Source organism: Streptomyces sp. BBFR25, from assembly GCF_044590125.1.
Lineage (GTDB): Bacteria > Actinomycetota > Actinomycetes > Streptomycetales > Streptomycetaceae > Streptomyces > Streptomyces canus_D.
Window position 1 is genome coordinate 262,405 of the sequence record NZ_CP172447.1, and the last position, 18,813, is coordinate 281,217.

At 70.2% G+C, this 18,813-nt stretch carries 10 protein-coding genes; 3 read left to right on the top strand and 7 right to left on the bottom strand.

Annotated features, from left to right (window positions below; all coding sequences use genetic code 11):
• Positions 1-512: 512 nt before the first annotated feature.
• Positions 513-3,794: a S8 family peptidase gene (locus ACGH52_RS01055; RefSeq protein ID WP_399936825.1), complete on the bottom strand. Its 3,282-nt coding sequence runs from the start codon at positions 3,792-3,794 to the stop codon at positions 513-515.
• Positions 3,795-3,983: 189 nt separating this feature from the next.
• Positions 3,984-4,985 (bottom strand): LuxR family transcriptional regulator, encoded by a 1,002-nt coding sequence (locus tag ACGH52_RS01060; RefSeq protein WP_399936826.1) that lies wholly within the window; start codon positions 4,983-4,985, stop codon positions 3,984-3,986.
• Between the two features lie 235 nt (positions 4,986-5,220).
• On the opposite strand from ACGH52_RS01060, the gene ACGH52_RS01065 reads away from it, so the two are divergent.
• On the top strand, positions 5,221-8,982 hold the full coding sequence (locus ACGH52_RS01065) for a S8 family serine peptidase (protein ID WP_399936827.1): 3,762 nt from the start codon (positions 5,221-5,223) through the stop codon (positions 8,980-8,982).
• Between the two features lie 39 nt (positions 8,983-9,021).
• Here ACGH52_RS01065 and ACGH52_RS01070 read toward each other — a convergent pair whose 3' ends face one another.
• Positions 9,022-9,411, bottom strand: coding sequence for an SsgA family sporulation/cell division regulator (locus tag ACGH52_RS01070; RefSeq protein WP_399936829.1), 390 nt, complete (start codon positions 9,409-9,411; stop codon positions 9,022-9,024).
• Positions 9,412-9,817: 406 nt separating this feature from the next.
• On the opposite strand from ACGH52_RS01070, the gene ACGH52_RS01075 reads away from it, so the two are divergent.
• Positions 9,818-11,083, top strand: coding sequence for an aminotransferase class V-fold PLP-dependent enzyme (locus tag ACGH52_RS01075; protein WP_399936831.1), 1,266 nt, complete (start codon positions 9,818-9,820; stop codon positions 11,081-11,083).
• 50 nt (positions 11,084-11,133) lie between these two features.
• Here ACGH52_RS01075 and ACGH52_RS01080 read toward each other — a convergent pair whose 3' ends face one another.
• Both ACGH52_RS01080 and ACGH52_RS01085 read right to left on the bottom strand, forming a co-directional pair.
• Positions 11,134-14,058, bottom strand: a complete 2,925-nt coding sequence (locus ACGH52_RS01080) for an ATP-binding protein (protein ID WP_399936832.1) — start codon at positions 14,056-14,058, stop codon at positions 11,134-11,136.
• A gap of 228 nt (positions 14,059-14,286) precedes the next feature.
• The gene (locus ACGH52_RS01085) at positions 14,287-14,523 is read right to left on the bottom strand and encodes a hypothetical protein (protein WP_361466706.1); all 237 of its coding nucleotides are present in this window, start codon (positions 14,521-14,523) and stop codon (positions 14,287-14,289) included.
• Positions 14,524-14,776: 253 nt separating this feature from the next.
• Here ACGH52_RS01085 and ACGH52_RS01090 point away from each other — a divergent pair, with 253 nt between their 5' ends.
• Positions 14,777-15,208: a VOC family protein gene (locus tag ACGH52_RS01090; protein WP_399936835.1), complete on the top strand. Its 432-nt coding sequence runs from the start codon at positions 14,777-14,779 to the stop codon at positions 15,206-15,208.
• 126 nt (positions 15,209-15,334) lie between these two features.
• Here ACGH52_RS01090 and ACGH52_RS01095 read toward each other — a convergent pair whose 3' ends face one another.
• Together ACGH52_RS01095 and ACGH52_RS01100 are read right to left on the bottom strand one after the other, a co-directional pair.
• The gene (locus ACGH52_RS01095; RefSeq protein WP_399936837.1) at positions 15,335-17,695 is read right to left on the bottom strand and encodes a carbohydrate-binding protein; all 2,361 of its coding nucleotides are present in this window, start codon (positions 17,693-17,695) and stop codon (positions 15,335-15,337) included.
• 416 nt (positions 17,696-18,111) lie between these two features.
• A complete protein-coding gene (locus tag ACGH52_RS01100) occupies positions 18,112-18,774 on the bottom strand; it encodes a GntR family transcriptional regulator (protein WP_399936839.1) in 663 nt (220 codons plus the stop codon).
• Positions 18,775-18,813: the final 39 nt, after the last annotated feature.

An 18,813-nucleotide genomic window follows, 5' to 3' on the forward strand; every position in this document is an offset into this window, starting at 1 on the left:
CAGATGCGCCCGTCGTCGGAGGACAGCTCGACCGTCCTCGGCGCGGTCCCGGTCCGGGCCGGCGCGGGCGAGAAGCCGCGCTCGGTGTGAACTCAGCAGGGGGCAGCTCGTGGCGTGAACGGACGGGATACAGGAGGTCGCCGCCCGAGGGCTCGCCGGTGGGCAGTGCCCACCGGCTGCGCGGGCCGGGCGGTTTCCAGCCGGGTCTGCCGCAGCTCCGTGCCGTCGAGCGACAGCGACCGTTCGCTGTCCGGAGAGTGGCTCGCCGTCCGGCCACGTGACGTGCACCCGCAGGTGGTACATGTCCCCGGGCGCTGAACCGGAAGCCGGCGGGCGCTCAGGTCGAGGTCGGTGGTGACGGTGGGGGCCGCTCTCCCCCGAGCACAGCCCGGGGACCGGCCCGTCACGGTCGCGTGCACACTGTCGGTCAAGGGGGAGGGACGGGCCTTCGGCCCCGGGGGCATACGCGGCATCCCCCAGAGCCGCTGTGCTCCGGGGGATGCCGCGTGCGTCTAGGCGGTGCGGTACGCGTCGAGGATGGTCTGGACTACGGTGTTGCCCTGGCGGTCGCTCGCCTCGGCCCTGAACGAGACGGCGCCGCCTGCCGCCGGGTTCGTCACCCGCACGCCGCCGTCCCGCACGGCCGCCCGCTGCCAGTGCTTGCCGGAGTCGGTCGAGTAGGACACCCGCAGCGAGGCCAGGTTCCGCCCGGCCGCGGCGCCCTGCACGGTCACCGGTACGGCGACGGACGCACGCGCCTTCGAGGTGCTGCGTGCGGAGAGGGCCGGGGCGAACCGGACCACCGACAGGGGCAGCGCCCGCTCACCGTCGGTCCGCGCGGACTCGAACGACCAGGTGGCCCGTATGTCGGTGCTGACGGAGGCGACGGTGTCGCGCTGTACCCGGGTGGAGATGGTGTAGCGCGCCTTGTCCGCGGGAGCGGTGAACTGCAGTCCGTCGACCACCGAGTGGTCCGCGCTCTGCAGGGGTGTGCCGTCGCGGGTGATCTCGGTGGTTCCGGCGCCGTGCTGGGAGTAGCCGTCGTGGCCCTCGCCGTCGTCGAACAGACCCAGCGTGCCGTAGACGGTGTTGCCGCTGCGAGAGAGGTTCGAGTGCGCGTCGAGGCGCGGTCCGAAGACGCCCACGTTGTACACGGTCCGGTAGACGTGCCGCTCGGCGAAGGGCCGGCTCTCCATGCTGTACAGCGTCTCGGCGAGCATGTCGTCGTCGCCGCCCACCTGGAGGAAGTCCTGGGCCCAGGTCACCTTGTCCGTGTTGACGTGCACATGTTTGGTGAAGGGGAGGCCGCCCTCGACGGGCTCGGGTGCGACCAGCGTGTCGTTGACCGTGGGAGTGGTGAACAGCACGCCCCTGCGGCCCTCGACAGAGGCACCGGCCGTGGTGTCGATCCTGGCCAGGTCGGCCGTCCGCACCGTCTTGTGGTAACCCGTGTACAGGGGACCGGTACGGCCGTAGGCCACGTTGTAGACGTCGGATCCGTGCTCGTAGACGGCCGCGACACCGGACTGCATGCGGCCGCCGGTCGGCCGGGGGCCGATCTGCGCCACCCGGAAGTCCCGCAGTCCTCCGGAGCCGAGCGCGAACACGTGCCGCTGTCCGACGTCGAGCGTGTACGCGGTCGACAGGTCGGTGCGCTCGGCCCGGCGGTCCGGGACGTCGAAGGTGACCGGCTCGGCGTCGCGGGCGTCGAAGGTCACCGTGGTGTTCTCGGTCAGCTCCAGCAGCGGACGGACCACCAGGTCGGCTGCCACCGCGGCCGTGCCGCCGCCGTTCAGCGCGGTGATGAGGGTGTCCAGGCTGTAGGAGCCGCGGGGCAACCGGAACGTGGTCGACCCGGAGTCGTTCGTGATCAGGGTGTACTGGCCCCGGTCGAGGTCGGACAACACGGTGCTGAAGACGGCCGCCTCTTCGCCATGACGGTCCAGGTGACGCAGCGTCAGGTCGTACACCTCGGCCTCGCGGACCACGGCGCCCGCCGTACGTACGTGCTGTCCGTCGCCGACGGCGACCAGTTCGACGCTGTAGGCGCCGTAGAGGTCGCCGCCGAGCGTGGTGTCGACGGTCACGGCCACGGTGGCGGTACCGCCGGCAGGGACGGTCAGGTGCTGCCGGTCGAGGGTGAACATCCCCTCGGGAGCGGCGTTGTCGCCGGGACCCGTGCCCGACACGGAGAGGTCCAGGTCGAGTGGCGTGTCACCGGCGTTGCGGTAGGTGATGGTGCGTTCCTGTGCCACGTCGTCCCCGTGCGGGAACGAGGCGGTGCCGAAGGTGAGGGACACCGGCTCGGCGACGACGCGCTGTTCCAGGGCGGCGGGTACGTCGACGCGTCCGGAGCCCTGGAGGTAGGAGCCGAGGCCGCCGTCGGCGGTGGACGCGACCAGCGCGGCCTTGAGCTGACGTCCCGTCCACCCGGGGTGCCGCTGGAGCAGGATCGCCGCCGCGCCGGCTACGTGCGGGGTCGCCATGGACGTACCGGAGATGGTCAGGTATCCGGGAGCGGGGTGCAGGATGCCGGGGTCGAGGTCGAAGAGGCTGCCCTCGGCGGCCGCGGCGGTGATGTCCACGCCGGGGGCCGTGACGTCGGGCTTGACCGCGGCGTCGACCGCGCGAGGTCCGCGTGAGGAGAACGGGGCGATCCGTTCGTCGGAGTCCACGGCGCCGACGGTGAGCGCCTCGTCGGCCGTGCCGGGCGAGCCGAGGCTGGAGTCCCCGGGTCCTTCGTTGCCCGCGGCGACGACGAAGAGGGTGCCGGTCTCCCGCGACAGCCGGTCCACCGCCTCTTCCAACGGGTCGGCGCCGGGTGTGTCGGCGGAGCCGAGGCTGAGGTTGACGATCCGGGCCCCCTCGGCGACCGCCCATTCCATGCCTGCGATGATGCCGGCGTCGTCGCCGCTGCCGTCGTCGCCGAGCACCTTGCCGCTGATGATCTGGGCGGCGGGGGCGACACCCTTGTACCGGCCGCCCGAGCGGGCACCGGTGCCTGCGACGGTGGAGGCGACGTGGGTGCCGTGTCCGAAGTGGTCGCGGGCGTCGGCGGAGGGGGTGAAGTTCCGCTCGGCGACGACCTTGCTGCCCCGGGGCAGGTCGGCGTGGCCGGAGTCGACGCCGGTGTCGAGGACCGCGACCTTCACACCCTTGCCGTCGTAGCCGGCCGTCCACGCGGTAGGGGCGCCGATCTGCGCGACGCCGGTGTCCAGCGAGGCCCGGCGCAGACCGTTGAGCCACACCTTGCGCACGCCCGGGACGAGCCGGGCGTGCGGGGAGCCGCTCTGCTCGTCGGTGAGTGCCTTCCACAGGCTTCCGGCATCCTCCGGTCGGGCCGTGACCGCCCGCCCGTTGAGCGCGTCGAAGGTGCGGGTGACCTCGGCCGCGCCGACGGTGCGCGCCGCGGATCTGGCGGCCGATGCCTCGCCCTGGTAGGTGAGGATGACGCCGAGCTTGTCCCCGCGGTTCACCGCGCGCCGCCGGAGGTCGGTCAGCAGGGTGACGTCGAAGAGCCGGCGGTCGACCCGGTCCTCGGCCATGAGAGCGAAGGCGTCCTCCGGGACGACGAAGACGTGGCCGCCGGTACGGCTGATCCGGACGGGCGTGTTCTCCCGTCCCTCGCCGCGCTCGACACCCACCGGGTTTCCGGCGGCGTCGACGGCGACCCGATCGCCTGTGATCAGGGTGATCCACGAGGCGCCGGCGGTGTGGGCCCGGCTGCCCGGGGCGGTGTCCGTGCCGGTGGGCGGTCCGGCCGCCATGACCGGGGTGGCGCCCATGGTGGTCATGAGCGTCACGGTGAGCGCGGCGGCGGCTACCGCCGAGCGCGTCGGTCTCGATCGTGAGTACAACGGTCTCCCTCGTGTTCCTCAGTGCGTGGCACAGCTGACGGGCATGGGGCCGGCACAACGGTGTGTCCTGGACCCCAGGTGTGCGTACCGGACGAAGCGGCCGGAACCGGTCTCGCGTCCGGCCGCTCACAGCCAGTTGCGGCGGGCTGCCGCAACGCCGGCACCGAACCGGTTGGTGGTGCCCAGCTCCGCGTACAGGTTCTGGATCCGGCGGCGCAGGGTCCGGGTCGAGACGCCGAACTGGCGGGCGATGGCGTCGTCCTTGACGCCGGCGGCGAAGAGTGCCAGCAGCTGGCGCTCCTCTTCGGTCGGACGCCGCGCGCCGCCACCCGGACCGGCTTTGTCCGGTCCCGGTGCCGAGGCGGTGTCCGCCTCGCTCAGACGGGCGGCGCCGGCCCAGTAGCGGTCGAAGAGTTCGGACAGCATCTCGATCAGGGGCGGCGCCTCGGTGTAGAGGCAGTCGGTGCTGCCTCCTTCCAGGGTCAGCGACACCATGGCCGCCGAACGGTCGACCAGGACGAGCTTGACGGGCAGCGCGGGCACCACTCGGGCCTCCTCGCCGCGGGAGACCAGGCTGCCCAGGTCCTGCCAGCCACCGTCGTCGTCGAAGCTGGCGGCCGCGTAGACGGCCCGTACCCGCACTCCACGGCGGATCGCGGCCTCGTCCAGCGGCTCGTTGGGAGCCAGCAGGTAGGGCGGGCGCTCCAGCTCGCAGATCTCGCGCCGGGCGGCCTGTTTGAGCCGGTAGTAGCAGTCGCCGACCTCCTCCGCGCCGCTGATGGTCCGGGTGTCGGGCCGGGGAGTGCCCGACCTCCGTGCCTCGTCGAAGAGTTCACCGAGCGAGGTGGCGGCGTCGCGCACGGCCGCCAGTTGCCGGGTGCGCGACTCGACCAGGGCGGCGAGCGCGTGTCGCGGATCCACGGTCTGGTACTCGCCGGAGGAGCGACGGCTGAGCAGTCCGTTGCGGTGCAGGCGTTCGAGCTGGGCCAGCGCCTGGCCGCGGTCCAGTCCGAATGCCGTGACGAGGCTCTCGGCGGTTCCGCCGCCGCGTGCGAGCAGCTCGCGGTAGACCGCCTCCGTGCCCGCGTCGAGCCCGACCAGCGCCATCGGCGCATCGGTTTCCGCCATCGCTCTCCCACCCCTGACCCCTGTGGCGCGAAACATCCGGCGCGCCTTGCGTACCGTACGCCGGAACATTGGGATTACACACGGTGCAGTGTGTCGCGCTTGCGGAATGTTGCACCTTTTGCTTCGTGTCCACAGGGTGACATGGCACAGAAGTGCCAGAGATGTGTCTTTACAGCCTCGCGAGCGGGATGGCTGACTTCGATCGATCCCTGCACATCTAGTCGGTGAGGTCCCTTTGCCCATCCCCTGGTCCCGCGGACGCGGGCTGACCGTCGGCGTCGCCGCTCTGCTGGTCCTCACCGTGACGGCTCCGGCCGCCTCGGCGGCCCCGGCGACGGTGCCCCCCGCGCCGCACACCGCTCCGGCGGGGCCGACCCGCGTCCTGACGCTGATCACCGGCGACAAGGTCACCGTGACCGGCGAGGACGGGGCCGAGACCGTGCTGTCGGTGACCGATCCGCGTGGCAGGAGCGGTGGCGCACATGTCATGACGGTGGGCTCGGACACGTACGTCTATCCGGAAGCGGCTGTCCCGTACATCGGGTCGGGCGCCCTGGACGGCCGGCTCTTCAACGTCTCGGAGCTGCTCGAGGACGGGTACGACGACGCACGCGCCGATGGTCTGCCGCTCATCGTCACCTACACCGACGCGGCGGCCCGCTCCCGTAGCGCGACGACCCCCGATGGTGCCCGGCGGACCCGGGAGCTCAGCAGCATCCAGGGTGCCGCCATCTGCGCGGAGCACTCACGCGCGGCCGACTTCTGGACCTCGCTCACCGGTACGGGGGACACCGCGGCCGGCGGCCCGGCGGCCCGGTCGGCGGCGTCCGGGGGCCGCCTGGCCGGCGGCATCGCCAAGGTGTGGCTGGACGGCAAGGTGCGGGCCACGCTGTCGGACACGACGGCGCAGATCGCAGCCCCGGAGGTCTGGTCGGGCGGGAACACCGGTGAGGGTGTGGACGTCGCCGTCCTGGACACCGGTATCGACGGGGGCCACCCGGACTTCGCCGGGCGCGTCGCGGCCACCGAGAGTTTCGTGCCGGACCAGGGCGTCACCGACCGCAACGGTCACGGCACCCATGTGGCGTCCACCGTGGCTGGGACGGGCGCCGCGTCCGGCGGCGTCGAGAAGGGCGTCGCCCCGGGCGCGTCACTGCACATCGGCAAGGTCCTCGACAACAGCGGGAGCGGTCAGGACTCCTGGGTCCTCGCCGGCATGGAGTGGGCGGTCCGCGACCAGCACGCGAAGATCGTCAGCATGAGTCTGGGCGACTCTCCCACCGATGGCACCGATCCGCTCAGCGAGGCGGTCAACCGGCTGAGTGCGGAGACCGGAGCGCTGTTCGTCGTCGCCGCGGGCAACTCCGGCCCGGAGGCGTACACCGTGGGCACCCCCGCTGCCGCCGACGCGGCGCTGACGGTGGGTGCGGTGAACGGTCCGGGCAAGGGAGTCGATCAGCTCGCGGACTTCTCCAGCCGCGGTCCCCGCGTGGGCGACAACGCCATCAAGCCGGACCTGACCGCCCCGGGTGTGGGCGTTCTCGCCGCGCGCTCGCAGTACGCGCCGGAGGGCGAGGGCGCCTACCAGTCCCTGTCCGGCACCTCGATGGCCACACCGCATGTGGCGGGCGCCGCGGCCCTGCTGGCCGCCGAACACCCCGACTGGACGGGGCAGCGGCTCAAGGAAGCGCTGGTCGGCACCGCCGCCGGAACCCAGCGCTTCAGCCCGTTCGAGGCGGGCAGCGGGCGGGTCGACGTCGCCGCCGCGGTGCGCTCGACGCTGCTGGCATCCGGTGACGCGTTCGCGCAGACGCACTACCCGTACACCCCGGGGCAGACCGTCCGCCGGGACGTCACCTACACCAACTTGGGCCCCGCCCCGGTCACGCTGGATCTCGCGCTGAGCCCCGCCGAGCTGCCCGAGGGCCTGTTCACCCTGTCGGACGCGCAGGTGACCGTGCCCGCCCACGGCACCGCTTCCGTCGGCGTGATCACGCATCTGGACGCGGCCGAGGACAACGGCGCGTACGCCACCCGCCTGCTCGCCTCCGGCGCCGACGGAGCCGTGCTGGCCCGCACCCCGGTCGGGGTGAACAAGGAGGGCCGTCGGGCGACCCTGACGCTCACGGCGAAGGACCGCCACGACAAGCCGCTGTCCGGAACCGTCATCCTCAAGGACGTCGAGCGCAACACCGCGCCGAAGGTCCACACCGTGGACGCCTCGGGCCGCCTGGACCTCCGGCTGTCCCCGAGCACCTACTCGGTGTGGATGAACTCCGCCGTGCCCGGGGTCGACGGCACGCACACACTGGGCCTCGCGATGTTCACCGCACCCGAGGTCGACCTCGACGCGGACCGCACGGTCGCCTTCGACGCCGACGGCCTGCGCAAGGCGGCCGCCGTCACACCACGGCCCACGGCCAACCAGTTCCTGCGGATCGACCAGTACCGCGGCAACACCGGACTGTTCCCCTTCATGGACAGCTATGTGGCCGAGTATTGGCGCTACGACAGCCTGTGGGTCACGCCCACGCCCAAGGTGCGGACGGGCTCGTACACCTTCGCGACCCGCTGGCGGCAGATCCAGCCTCCGCTGACGTTCGCCGCGGGCTCTCAGACCTTCGACGACGTCACGGTCCAGAGCCTGTCGCCCCGGCTGCCCGAGGGCACGCGTGCCTACCGGGCCGCCTGGGCAGGTGACGGTTCCGCGGCCGAGTTCCGCGGGGTCGAAGTGCGGGACCGCGTTGCGGTCGTCCGCCGCAGCGCCACCGTGGCCCCGACGGACCAGGCCGCCGCGGCGGCGCAGGCGGGGGCACGTCAGCTCCTGATCCTGAACAACGGGTACGGGAAGTTCGACCCCTGGGCCGACCTGCCGGAGGCCGCCCCGCTGCCGGTGGCCTCGCTCGGCACCGACGACAGCACGCGGCTGCTGACCCGGTTCCGCGCGACCGGCACGATCACGCTCCAGGTCGTCTCCCACCCCGTCCCCCACTACGCCTACGACCTGGTCCGCCACCACGACGGCGCGGTTCCCCGGGACCCGTCCTACCGCCCCGCCGCCGGCGAGCTGGCACGCGTCGACGACACGTTCCGCGACACGTCGCAGGGCCGGGCGGTCGAGTACCGCCAGGACATCTCACTCCTCGGCCGTCCGCTGGGCATCGTGCCCACCCAGGTCCGGGCGCAGGGTGAACTCACCTCATGGGTCACCGCGGACGACGACGTCCAGTGGGTGTCCTTCGCCTCCACGTCCGACCTGGGCCAGCGGGGCGTGGCGCGCTCCTACACGCCCCGCAGCACCACACGGGAGACCTGGTTCGCCCCGATCCAGCACCCGCGCCTGCTCAGTGACAACGGCACCAGCGGGCAGGCCCCCTTCCGGGCCGGTGACAACATCAGCACCTCCGTCATGACCGCGTGGGGGGACTCCGGCGGGCACGCGGGCGTCGTCTGGGCAGACGGCGACACATCCAGAATCTCGCTCTACCAGGGCGACGAGCTGCTCGGCGAGGACGTCAACGAACGGATCGTCATGGTCGGGGATCTGTCGCCTGATCCCAAGCCCTACCGCCTCGTGCTGGAAGGCAACCGGAACCTCCCGGACCGCCCGTACTCGACCCGCACCCGTACCGTCTGGGACTTCACCTCGGCCACCACGCACCCCACCCGTCTCACACCGCTGCCCCTGGTGCAGCTCGACTACGCGGTGGACGCCGACCTGTCGGGCCGCGCCCACCGGCGCACGGAGCTGACCGTCACGGCCTCGCACCTCAAGGGCGCGGCGGGAGCCGGCGCGATCCGCACGGCGGCCGTGGAGGTGTCGTACGACGACGGCGCAACCTGGCACCGGACGGCGCTGCGGAAGTCGGCGGACGGCTGGACGGCACGGCTCGACGCACCGGGCAAGGCGCGCTATGCGAGCTTGCGGACGACGGCGAAGGACACCGAGGGCAACGGCGTCAGCCAGACCCTGATCCGCGCCTTCGGCCTACGGTGAGCGCCCGGTGGTGAACATCTCCGGCCATGTGTCCCGAGGTCATCGAGACGAGGCCTCGGGTTCGTCGAACAGCTTGGAGAGGAAGGCGTCGGTCCCGAGCCGCGACGACTCCGTACCGGCCGGGACGTGCAGATAAGTGCGGTCGAGCCACTCCCCCAGTTCCGGGACGGGCAAGCTGAAGATGGCTATGTCACCGTGTGCGTTGATCTGGAGCCACGCGGTCTCCCCGTCGGCGGGGGTGTCGGCCCACACCTGGACGTCCCCCAGACCGCTCGTGGTGCGCAGGCCCTCGTGAAGCAGGTCACGGCCGACATGCCAGGTGACCGGTGGGGCGCCCTCGGGAGCGAAGCGGATCGTGACGAGGAGAGGATGGTCGGGGTCGTAACGGAACTCCGCCGGGACGTCCTCCCACTCGAGAGCGCCCGTCATCCGGCCGAGGCACAAGGAGAGAGACAGGAGAGCGTGTGCGGCCGAGTGTTGTGCCTGCACAGTGTGGCGGTCACCACTCATGACGGCGATTCCTTCCAGTTGGGCGACATGGCATCACAATCACTGTCGTCCGGGACAGCCAGAAGTTCATCCGTCGGTTGACCCTCGGACATCGCCGGGAGCCTCGCTGGAGAGGGTGACCGCGGCAGACCAGCCCTCATCGGGCTGTGACGCCGACGGATCGCTGCGGGCACGTAGCACAACAGCACTTCGCAGGGTGGCAACACAGTGGCACCTGACGCTAGTGTGGCGGCACTTGGGGCGCGCGTCGGTCGTGCCCGATGTGGCCGCTCGAAACATGTGACGCTCGCTCGCGGTGTTCCGCGACCGGTTCCAGGGGAGAGCAGTGAATCGACGTAAGTTCATGGCCTCGGCCGCCGCGTCGGCTGGCGCGGCAGGCTCGCTGCCGGTCATGTCCGCTCCGGCCCACGCGGACACCCGCAGTCTTCCGTCGCTGTGGGATGTCGACCGTTCCGTCGCGAACCTGGAGAACGCCTACTGGGGCGTCATGCCGCGATCGGTCGAGGAGGAGTACGCGAAGCAGACTCGCTATCTCAATCGCCACAACGTCACGTTCGTCCGTGACGGCATCCCGGGCCGTGAGCGCACGGTAGCCATGGACAACGTGCGAGCCGAGGTGGCGCAGCTGATGGGTGCTTCGAAGGAGGAGTTCGCTCTCACTCGAAACGGCACCGAGGCCATGCAGAACCTGATCCTGCAGTACGGTTCCCTGAGGCCCGGTGACGCGGTCATGTACGCCGATCTCGACTATGACGAGATGCAGCAGGCGATGGATTCACTCACCCATCGTCGTGGCGCGAAGGTCATCAAGTTCTCCGTGCCCGAACCGGCTACGACCGCGAACATCCTGGATGTCTATCAATCACAGTTGAACGAGGCGCCCGCCGGCCTGAAGCTGCTCCTGGTCACACATCTGTCCAATCGAACCGGAATCGTGATGCCGGTCCGGGAGATCGTGAGCATGGCACGGGCCCGAGGTGTCGACACCATCGTGGACGCCACCCAGACGATCGGCCACATGGACTACACGTTGTCGGATCTCGACGCGGACTTCGTCGGCTTCTCGCTGCACAAATGGCTGTGCGCGCCTCTGGGTACCGGTGCCGTCTGGATCCGCGGTTCCCGATTGGGGAGCATCGAACCGTGCATGGGCAACACGATGTTTCCTCCGGACGACACCCGCTCCCGATCCAGTGTGGGCACGGTGAATTTCGCGGCGGCCCTGACTGTGCCCAAAGCCATCGAGTTTCACCGTGCCATCGGGGGGTCGCGGAAACAACGGCACCTGCAGTCGCTCCGTAACTACTGGGTGGAGCGCGTGCGGGACATCCCAGGCATGCAGATCCTCACACCCGACGACACCGCACGCCACGGAGCGGTGACCAGCTTCCGGCTTCCTGCGATGAGGGACTACGCGCAGGCACAGAAGATGGCGACGCTGCTGCTCAAGAAGCACCGTGTTCTCACGGTCGCGCGCACAGGTATCGCCCAGGGCAGCGCTGTCCGGGTGACCCCCACTCTGTACAACACACGCCAGGAACTCGACCGTCTGGTGGCGGCGCTCCGTCAGGAAAGCGGCGCCTTCGTGTGATGCCGTCCCGGCCGCGCGAGTCCGAAGGGGCATCGGCCGGCCATGCACCGTCATCCGGCGGGGTCGGCCGAATCCGAGGTCGGCTGGTCGTCTCCGAGCGCGGCCAGCGCTGCGGAGAGCCTGCCTCGGCTGGTGATGCCCAAGCGTGGATAGATGCGGTACAGATGGGCTCCAACGGTCCGGTGCGAGATGAACAGGCGCTGGCCGATTTCCCGGTTGCTCAGCCCCTGTGAGGCCAACTCGGCGATCTGCCTTTCCTGGACTGTCAGACTCTCGCCCTTGCTCGGGCGTCGTCGTCCGTCCGACTCCCCCGCTGCCCGCAATTGCTCACGGGCCATGTCGGCCCAGGGTTGCGCACCGACTCGGTCGAACTCGTCACGTGCGAGCCGCAGAGGCTTGCGCGCATCCACGTTCCGACGCTGTCGGCGCAGTCGCCTGCCGTGTTGCAGATGAAGTCGGGCACGCGACAGCGGCCAGGTGTCCGGCAGTGCGGAGAGCGCGGAGTCGTAGTACTCCTCGGCGGTGTCGTCCGGAGCGAGGACTGCCGCGCTGTAGGTCCGGGCAACGATCATCATTTCCGAGGGCAGCCGGTCTGCCAGTGCCGGCAGCTCTGCCAACAGCTCTCGCACCTGTTCGGTTCGGCCCGCGGCCGCGGCCGCGGCCGCGTCCACCAGGTCCGGGACGAGCAGCCAGCGACTGGTCGAGTGGTAGTGCGGGTCCGTCTTGTCGAACGCACGCGCGAGGACGTCGTACGCCTCCACGGCACGGCTGTGGAACAGTGCGAGGAGACCGTCGACCTGCTGCGCCATGATGCTCGCGAAGGGCATGACGGGGAAGAGGCTGTGCGCTCTCAGCTCCCGGACGCTCCGAGCTGCGGCTTCGCGTTCTCCCCGCAGCACCGCCGCGAGCGCCGACGTGGCCTTGAGGCCGAGCCAGACGATCCACTCCCCGGTCTCCTCGGCGAGCGCGATCCCTTCTGCGGCCTCTTCCCGGGCCTGGGCCAGCTGCCCGAGGTACAGACGTGGCCAGGATCCCGCCAGGGATCGCGCGAGCAGCCCGAGACGGCCCTGGGACCGCCACACGGAAGCCGCCTGGGCCAGGTGGCGAGTGGCACGGCCGATGTCACCGATGACCATCGAACCGCTGCCCAGGTAGTGCAGCAGCTGGCCGTCCTCGCGGTCCGGCTCCAGCTTTTCGAGCCGTGTGATCAGATCGGCCCCATGGCGGTACGGCTCCGTGTAGGCCCGCACCGTCAGGACGTGAGGGGCGTCCGGGTCGGGCTTCCACCGGTCCAGTTCGGCGGCGGCCTGAGCACGCACACGTGCGTCGCCGTCCTGGAAGAAGCATCGGGCGGCCGCACGCCACAGCAGGTTCTCCGCGACGTTCGTACTGCCGACGTCGAAGGCCCCGGCTGCCGCGTCGATCATGTCCTGAATGCGGCGTTGAGGCTCATCGGGTTCGAACGCGGCCTTGTCGGAGACCAGCATGAGGCGGGCCCTCTCCGTGGGGCCCAACTCCGCCAGGTCGGCTCTGTCCAGCAGGATCTGGGCCTGCACGCGGTCGTTGATCTCGCTGGCCAGCTCGGCCGCACGGACCAGGAGGCCGGTCTGGCGGCGTGCGTCGTGCACCAGCTCGCCTGCCTGGCGCAGGGCGGGTACGGCCGCGGCCAGTTGCCCCCGTTCCTGGGCGTCGTCCGCGAAGCGCTCCAGTTGGCCGGCCAGTTCGTCGTCCGGGCCGAGCGTGGCCGCGGCGAGGTGGACGAGCCGCCGCCCAGGTGATCCCTCCAGCGTCTCGGCCAGGGCCCTGTGGGTGGACAAACGGTCGGCGACGGTGGCACGTGTGTAGATCGCGGAGCGCATCAAGGGGTGCCGGAACTCCGGGGTGCGACCGGTCAGAACCACCAATCCGGCGTCGACGGCCTCCTGCAGGGCGTACACGGAGACTTCCGATCCCGCGAGACGACTCGCCACGTCGAGGAGCTGCTTCAGTGGCGCGGTGGGTTCCGTTGCCAGGACCAGGAGGAGCGTCCTGCACTCGCGGGTGAGCGAGTCGGTGCGCGAGGCGAACGCGGACTCGAGTCGCTGGGTCAGAGGCAGATCGTCGAGCCGGGCTGACATGCCCTGAGCCGCCCTCGGCAGTTCGACGAGCGCGAGAGGGTTGCCGGCGGCGCGCTCCAGGATGCGGGCCCGCACCCCGTCTGCCAGGCCGGGGGCGTCGGCATCGAGCAGTTCGGCCGCCGCTGCCGGGGAAAGGGGCTCCAGCACGAGTTCGGCGTGAGTAACCAGGCTGTACGTGCCCGGTGACGAGGTTCTTGCCGCACCGATCACGAGGATGGGGAGGTCCCGGGTACGCCGGGCCACGAATCCGAGCACGTCACGGCTCGACGAGTCGACCCATTGGAGATCATCGACGAGCAGCAGGAGGGGCTGGCTGTCGGCGGCGTCGGCGAGCAGCTCGAGCACCGCCATCCCGACCCGGTAGATCTCGGGTTCCCCCTCGCTGGCCCCGAAGGCGCCATCGAGGGCCTTCCGGTAGGGGGCCGGCAACGTCACGGCCCCGCCGAGAACCGGTTGGAGCAGCAAGTGCAGCGCGGCGAACGGCAGCCACTGTTCGGTCTCGACGCCGGAGGTGCGAAGGACTCTGACCCCCCGGTCCGCGGCATGAGAACCGAACGTGCTCAGCACAGAGGATTTGCCGACCCCCGGGTCTCCGCGGACGAGCAGCGCGTCACCCTGGCCTGCCACCGTCCTGGAGAGCAGGCCGTGCAGAACCTCCAGTTCCCTGTCCCGACCGATCATGCCGTGAGCATCGAGGCCGGTCCGGACAAGACAACCCTCAGTCGCATCGTGGTCGGCCGCTCGGCAGCCGCCGTTCGCATCGGACTGAGCCTCTGCTGCACACCTCTGATATCGGCCACACTTCCGGATTTTACCTGTGCCTGACCTCTTCCATTGAGGCGGGCCCGGTTCGGTCATCAGTCGAATGACTACCTGATGACTCTCTCTGTCCACGGCGTCCCGGACCGGCCTCCTCCGCTGCTCCCCCTCGTCTCGGCAGTGAAGTCGCGGACCGTGTCGGGTCGTCGACACAGGGTCATCGGGTGTCCTCCGCGGGAGGGCAGGGATGACGGGTGTGCGCGAGGGACGCCGTCGGCCCACCGACCGGGTCGGTGGGCCGACATGAAACGGGGTGAACCGAAGCGCCTACCGCTTCCAGAGGTACCAGACGCCGGCCTCGTGGTCGTTGTCGCAGTAGTAGCTGCCGCCGGGGTCGTTGCTCTGGTAAACGACCTGCACCGCGAGGCACTGAGCCTGCGTGTCGTAGAGCCCGATCATGGTGTCGGCGTGCGCGGCTGCCGCTCCTGCGAACGTGACGCCCGTCGCACCCAGCGCGACGAGGCTCGCGGAGACGAGCTTCTTCTTCAAGCCCAGAGATGTCATGTGGGACCTTTCCTTTCCTCAGCAGTGCGGCGTCGGCGATACTCGACGACACATACACACAACGTGTGACACTGTGTCATGTTGATCAACAGATCGGCAAGCCTCACCTCCTGACCCGCCGGTCTTGGTCGGGGCGGTATCCTGCGACACCGTGTGATGGTTGCCGATGGAGACCACTCACTCGAAAGAGCGGGCCTATGCCGCCTGATCCGATGGCACCGTTCCACGGTGAAACGTAAGAGAGTGACGACAAGTGGATCTCAAACTGGAAGTCCTGGTGCTGCCCGTCTCCGACGTCGACCGGGCGAAGGCCTTCTACGAGGCGGTCGGGTTCCGCCTGGACGCCGACCACGTGACGGACGAGACCTACCGGGTCGTCCACATGACACCCCCCGGTTCGCCGTGCTCGGTACTCTTCGGCACGGGTGTCACTCTGGCCGCCCCCGGGTCGTCCAAGGGCCTCCACCTCATCGTCTCGGACATCTTCGAGGCCCGGGACGAGCTGGTCGGCCGGGGCGTGGAGGTCGGCGACATCTACCACGACACCAGCGACATCTTCCACCGCTGCACGGGCGAGAAGTGGATCAGCGGACCCGACCCTCAGCGCCGCAACTACTGCACGTACGCGGACTTCACCGACCCGGACGGCAACGGCTGGGTCCTCCAGGAGGTGCCGAACCCGTAGATCCTCGGGGTGCGCCTCGCCCGGTGGCGGGTCGTGTCGTACCGGTGGTGCGGGCCCCGGCGCCCGCACTCGGGAGTGCGCGGCGGCCGGAGCCGATGACCGACGGTCGGCGGGATCGTCAGCGCCTTACTGGGAGATCATCTTCTCCACCGAGAAGTGATCGATGTTCGCGACGCCCGGTGCCGTGCCAAGAGCCTTGAGGTAGACGTCGTGCGTGCCGCTCGTCGGGGTGATCGTGGACGTCTGGTCCAGGTACGTGTCCCAGCCGCCCGTGTTCTCCACCCGCACCGTGCCGATGACCGGGCCGGTGGCCGAGTCGAGCCGGACCTCGAACCGGCCTCCCGCGTACGGCCGCTCGCTGCCGATGCTCGCGACCAGGAGATTCCGGCCGGTGCCGAAGTCCACGTCGTCGTAGCGGACCCAGTCGCCGCCGTCGAAGCTGCCGAGGACCGAGCCGGTTCCGGCGGCGTGGGTGGCGACGCCGCCGCCCTCCGCGTACGACTCGGCCTGGACCGTCGTGCGCTGCATGGCCGCTCCGGCCTGCCACGGCGTCGCACCGTACTGGTAGGCGCCGGCGCTGGGCTGCGGGTCGGTGGAGCCGTCCGTGGCCGGGGGCCGCACCAGGGCGTAGTTGCGTGCCGGTGAGGTGGAGCGGAGGGTGTAGTCGTGGTGCGCGGGGTCAGTGAACTGCGGACCGTCGGCCATGGGCAGGTTGTTCGTGGAGGACACTCCGGCCATGGTGTCGGCGTCGCCGATGTTGTTGGCCACCTCGGTGTCCGAGTAGGTGCCCGGGAAGAGGCTCACGGACTTGCGGTCGGTGCCGCTGGTGTTGTTGTAGACGCGGTTGCCGCTGGTCGTGCCGCCGTTGGGATTGATCAGGACGACGCCGTAGGTCGTGCGGTTCCACGCCACATTGTCGTAGACCGTGGCGTTGTACGTGGACAGGTCCAGGTACACGCCGGGCGCGGGCGCACTGGCCGCGAACAGTGCGGCGTCGTGGAGCTTGTTGTGATGGATCTCGGTGCCAACCAGGTTCACCTGGCAGCAGATGTAGATCGCGCCGACATCCACGACCAGGTTGCCGTAGTCGGACAGGTCGTTGTAGGCGATCTCGTGACCGGAGGCCGTGGTCCCGGCGACCTTGTTGTCGATGTTGATGTTGCTGCGGCCACTGTTGGTCACGGTGTTGTGCGTGATCGTCTGGTCGCTGCCGAGGACGTTGATCCCGGCGGCGTAGCTACCGCGGTAGTCGACGCGGGTGATGAGGTTGTTGGTCACCGTGTTGCCCGAACCGGCCAGCAGCACCCCGTTTCCGGCGCTGTAGTCGATCCTGCTGTTGCGCAGGGTGTTGGCGGTGCCCTTCAGGAGGATGCCGCTGGTGGTCTCACCCGCCGTCAGCACGTCGCAGGGGTCGGCGGGCGTGACCTTGCCCGGGTCCACTTTCAGGTCCATGTAGTGCGAGACGTACGTGGCGTCGATGCCGTCCAGCACGTTGTGCGTGGAGGTGGAGGAGGTCGCCACCGTGGCGGCCCGGACACCGAGGCCGACGACGGACACGTAGGACCGCCCGGACAGGTCGACGGCGACGTTGCGCTGCTTGGCCTCTACGGTATGCCCCGCCGGGCTCGCACCGTCCGGCATCCACATGTAGAGCCGCTGCGCGTCGGCGTCGTAGAACCACTGGCCGGCATGGCTGAACGCCTGGAGCTTGCCGGTGAGCGAGTAGAGGTTCTGCTGGTTGGGGCTGAGGCCGACGCAGGAGGTGGCCAGCCCCGAGGCGGTCACGGAGCCGGTCACGGACGACGTGACGGTGCCCGTCTGGCTGACGAACCAGTTGTGCGAGGTCAGGCGGGCGCCCTTCCAGTATCCGGCGGGCTGGGTCAGGGCGTCGTCGTACAGCGTGTCGTTGGTGCCGGCGTCCGCGGAGTTGTAGTCGGGGCGCGTCGGCTCGGTGCCGGGGTAGGGCCACTGGGCCTCGCCCAGCATCGTGCCGTCGACGAAGAGCTGGTTGCCGGGCAGCGCGGGGTTCAGGGCGATGTCGGTTCGGTATATTTTCCCGGCCGTGGCGGCCGTGGCGAAGTCCGAGCCGCTCAGCGTCGGGTCGGCGGCCTGCAGTGCCGACAGGTCGGAGGCGCTGACCTGCGCCCATCCGTCGACCGGGGCACTGCCGTCGAGGACGACGCGCGCACCGGGGGCGGCGCGGAACGTGATCCGGGCGGATGCCGTGCCGTCGCGCGGCGGCGTCAGGGTCTCCCGGTAGGTTCCGGCGGCGATCACACAGGTGTCGCCGGCCTGTGCGACGTCGGCGCACTGCTGCACGGTGCTGAACGGGGACTGCTTGGTGCCGCGGTTCGCATCGGAACCGGTGACGCTCACATAGCGCGTGGTGCCCTTCGTGTGCGCTGATACCGGAACGGCGGCCGTCAGTGCGGTGAGCACCGTCGCGGCAGCGGTTCCGATGACCAGAGCACTGCGTCTCCAGTACATGACTCTCCCATCGCCTATCGATAACCGCGAGTCGGCGATCAATATAGGTCCCACGGAGCGATCGCGTAAGGAGTGGGAGGCGTGGGTCTGGTGTGGTGCGGAGTGCGCAGGTCGCTCCACGCCGGAGGCCGGGCGACCCGCGGGGGCGTCCCGGAAGCGGGCGCCGTCAGGCACGCGATTCGGGCGGAGTCACGGAACGCGAGACGGCCACGAACGATCTGGAGGTCCGGGACGACGGAAGAACAGAACGGCTGGAAGGCCACGAACTGACGGGAATGGTACAAAACGGCGGAATCGCCAGGAAAGATTGGACGGTCTGCGGGCCGCAGACCGTCCCCATGCAGGGAGGGCAGGCCGAGTCGGTCGACCGGACAGGCGGAGCGGGGGCCAGGCGCTGCCCGGCGGACGCGCCCGCCTCAGCCGTGGCCGAGGCGCGGGACGCCCTCGTCCCCCCGGGCGTGTGCCGCGAACGCGGCAGCTGCGCGGTCGGCGTCGGCCGACTCCAGCGTCTCCAGCAGTGCGCCGTGCTGGACTGCCATCTCGGCCCAGTCACCGGTGAACAGCGGGTCGGAGACCACGCGCAGCGCACGCAGGCTCGGTTCCATCAGGCTCCAGATGCGGGACAGGAACGGGTTGGCGCTCGCTTCGCACAGGATCCGGTGGAAGGCGATGTCGGCGTCCCGGAAGCGTCCGATGTCGCCGGCCTCGGCCGCTTCCCGCATGTCCTCCACCTTGGCGCGCAGCGCCTCGACGGACTCCGGGTCGGCGCGCTCGGCGACCGCGCGGGCCGCGAACTCCTCGATGATGACCCGCACCGCCCGCGCGGCGTCGGCGTCCTGCGAGGACACGTCGGCCACGAAGCTGCCGCGCCGCGGGATGTGGTCGGCCAGGCCCTCGTGCACCAGCCGCTTGACGGCTTCCCGTACGGGCGCCTGGCTGACCCCGAGATCACGGGCGATCTCGGCCTCGACCAGCCGGTCACCGGCTTGGAGGTCCCCGTTGACGATGAGACCCCGCACCCGGGTGTACACCTGATCGGACAGCAGTACCCGGGTCAGCGGCTCACCGACGCCCGCCATGACGGCCCCCTAGGTTCCTAGAACGTCTTCGCATCTTAT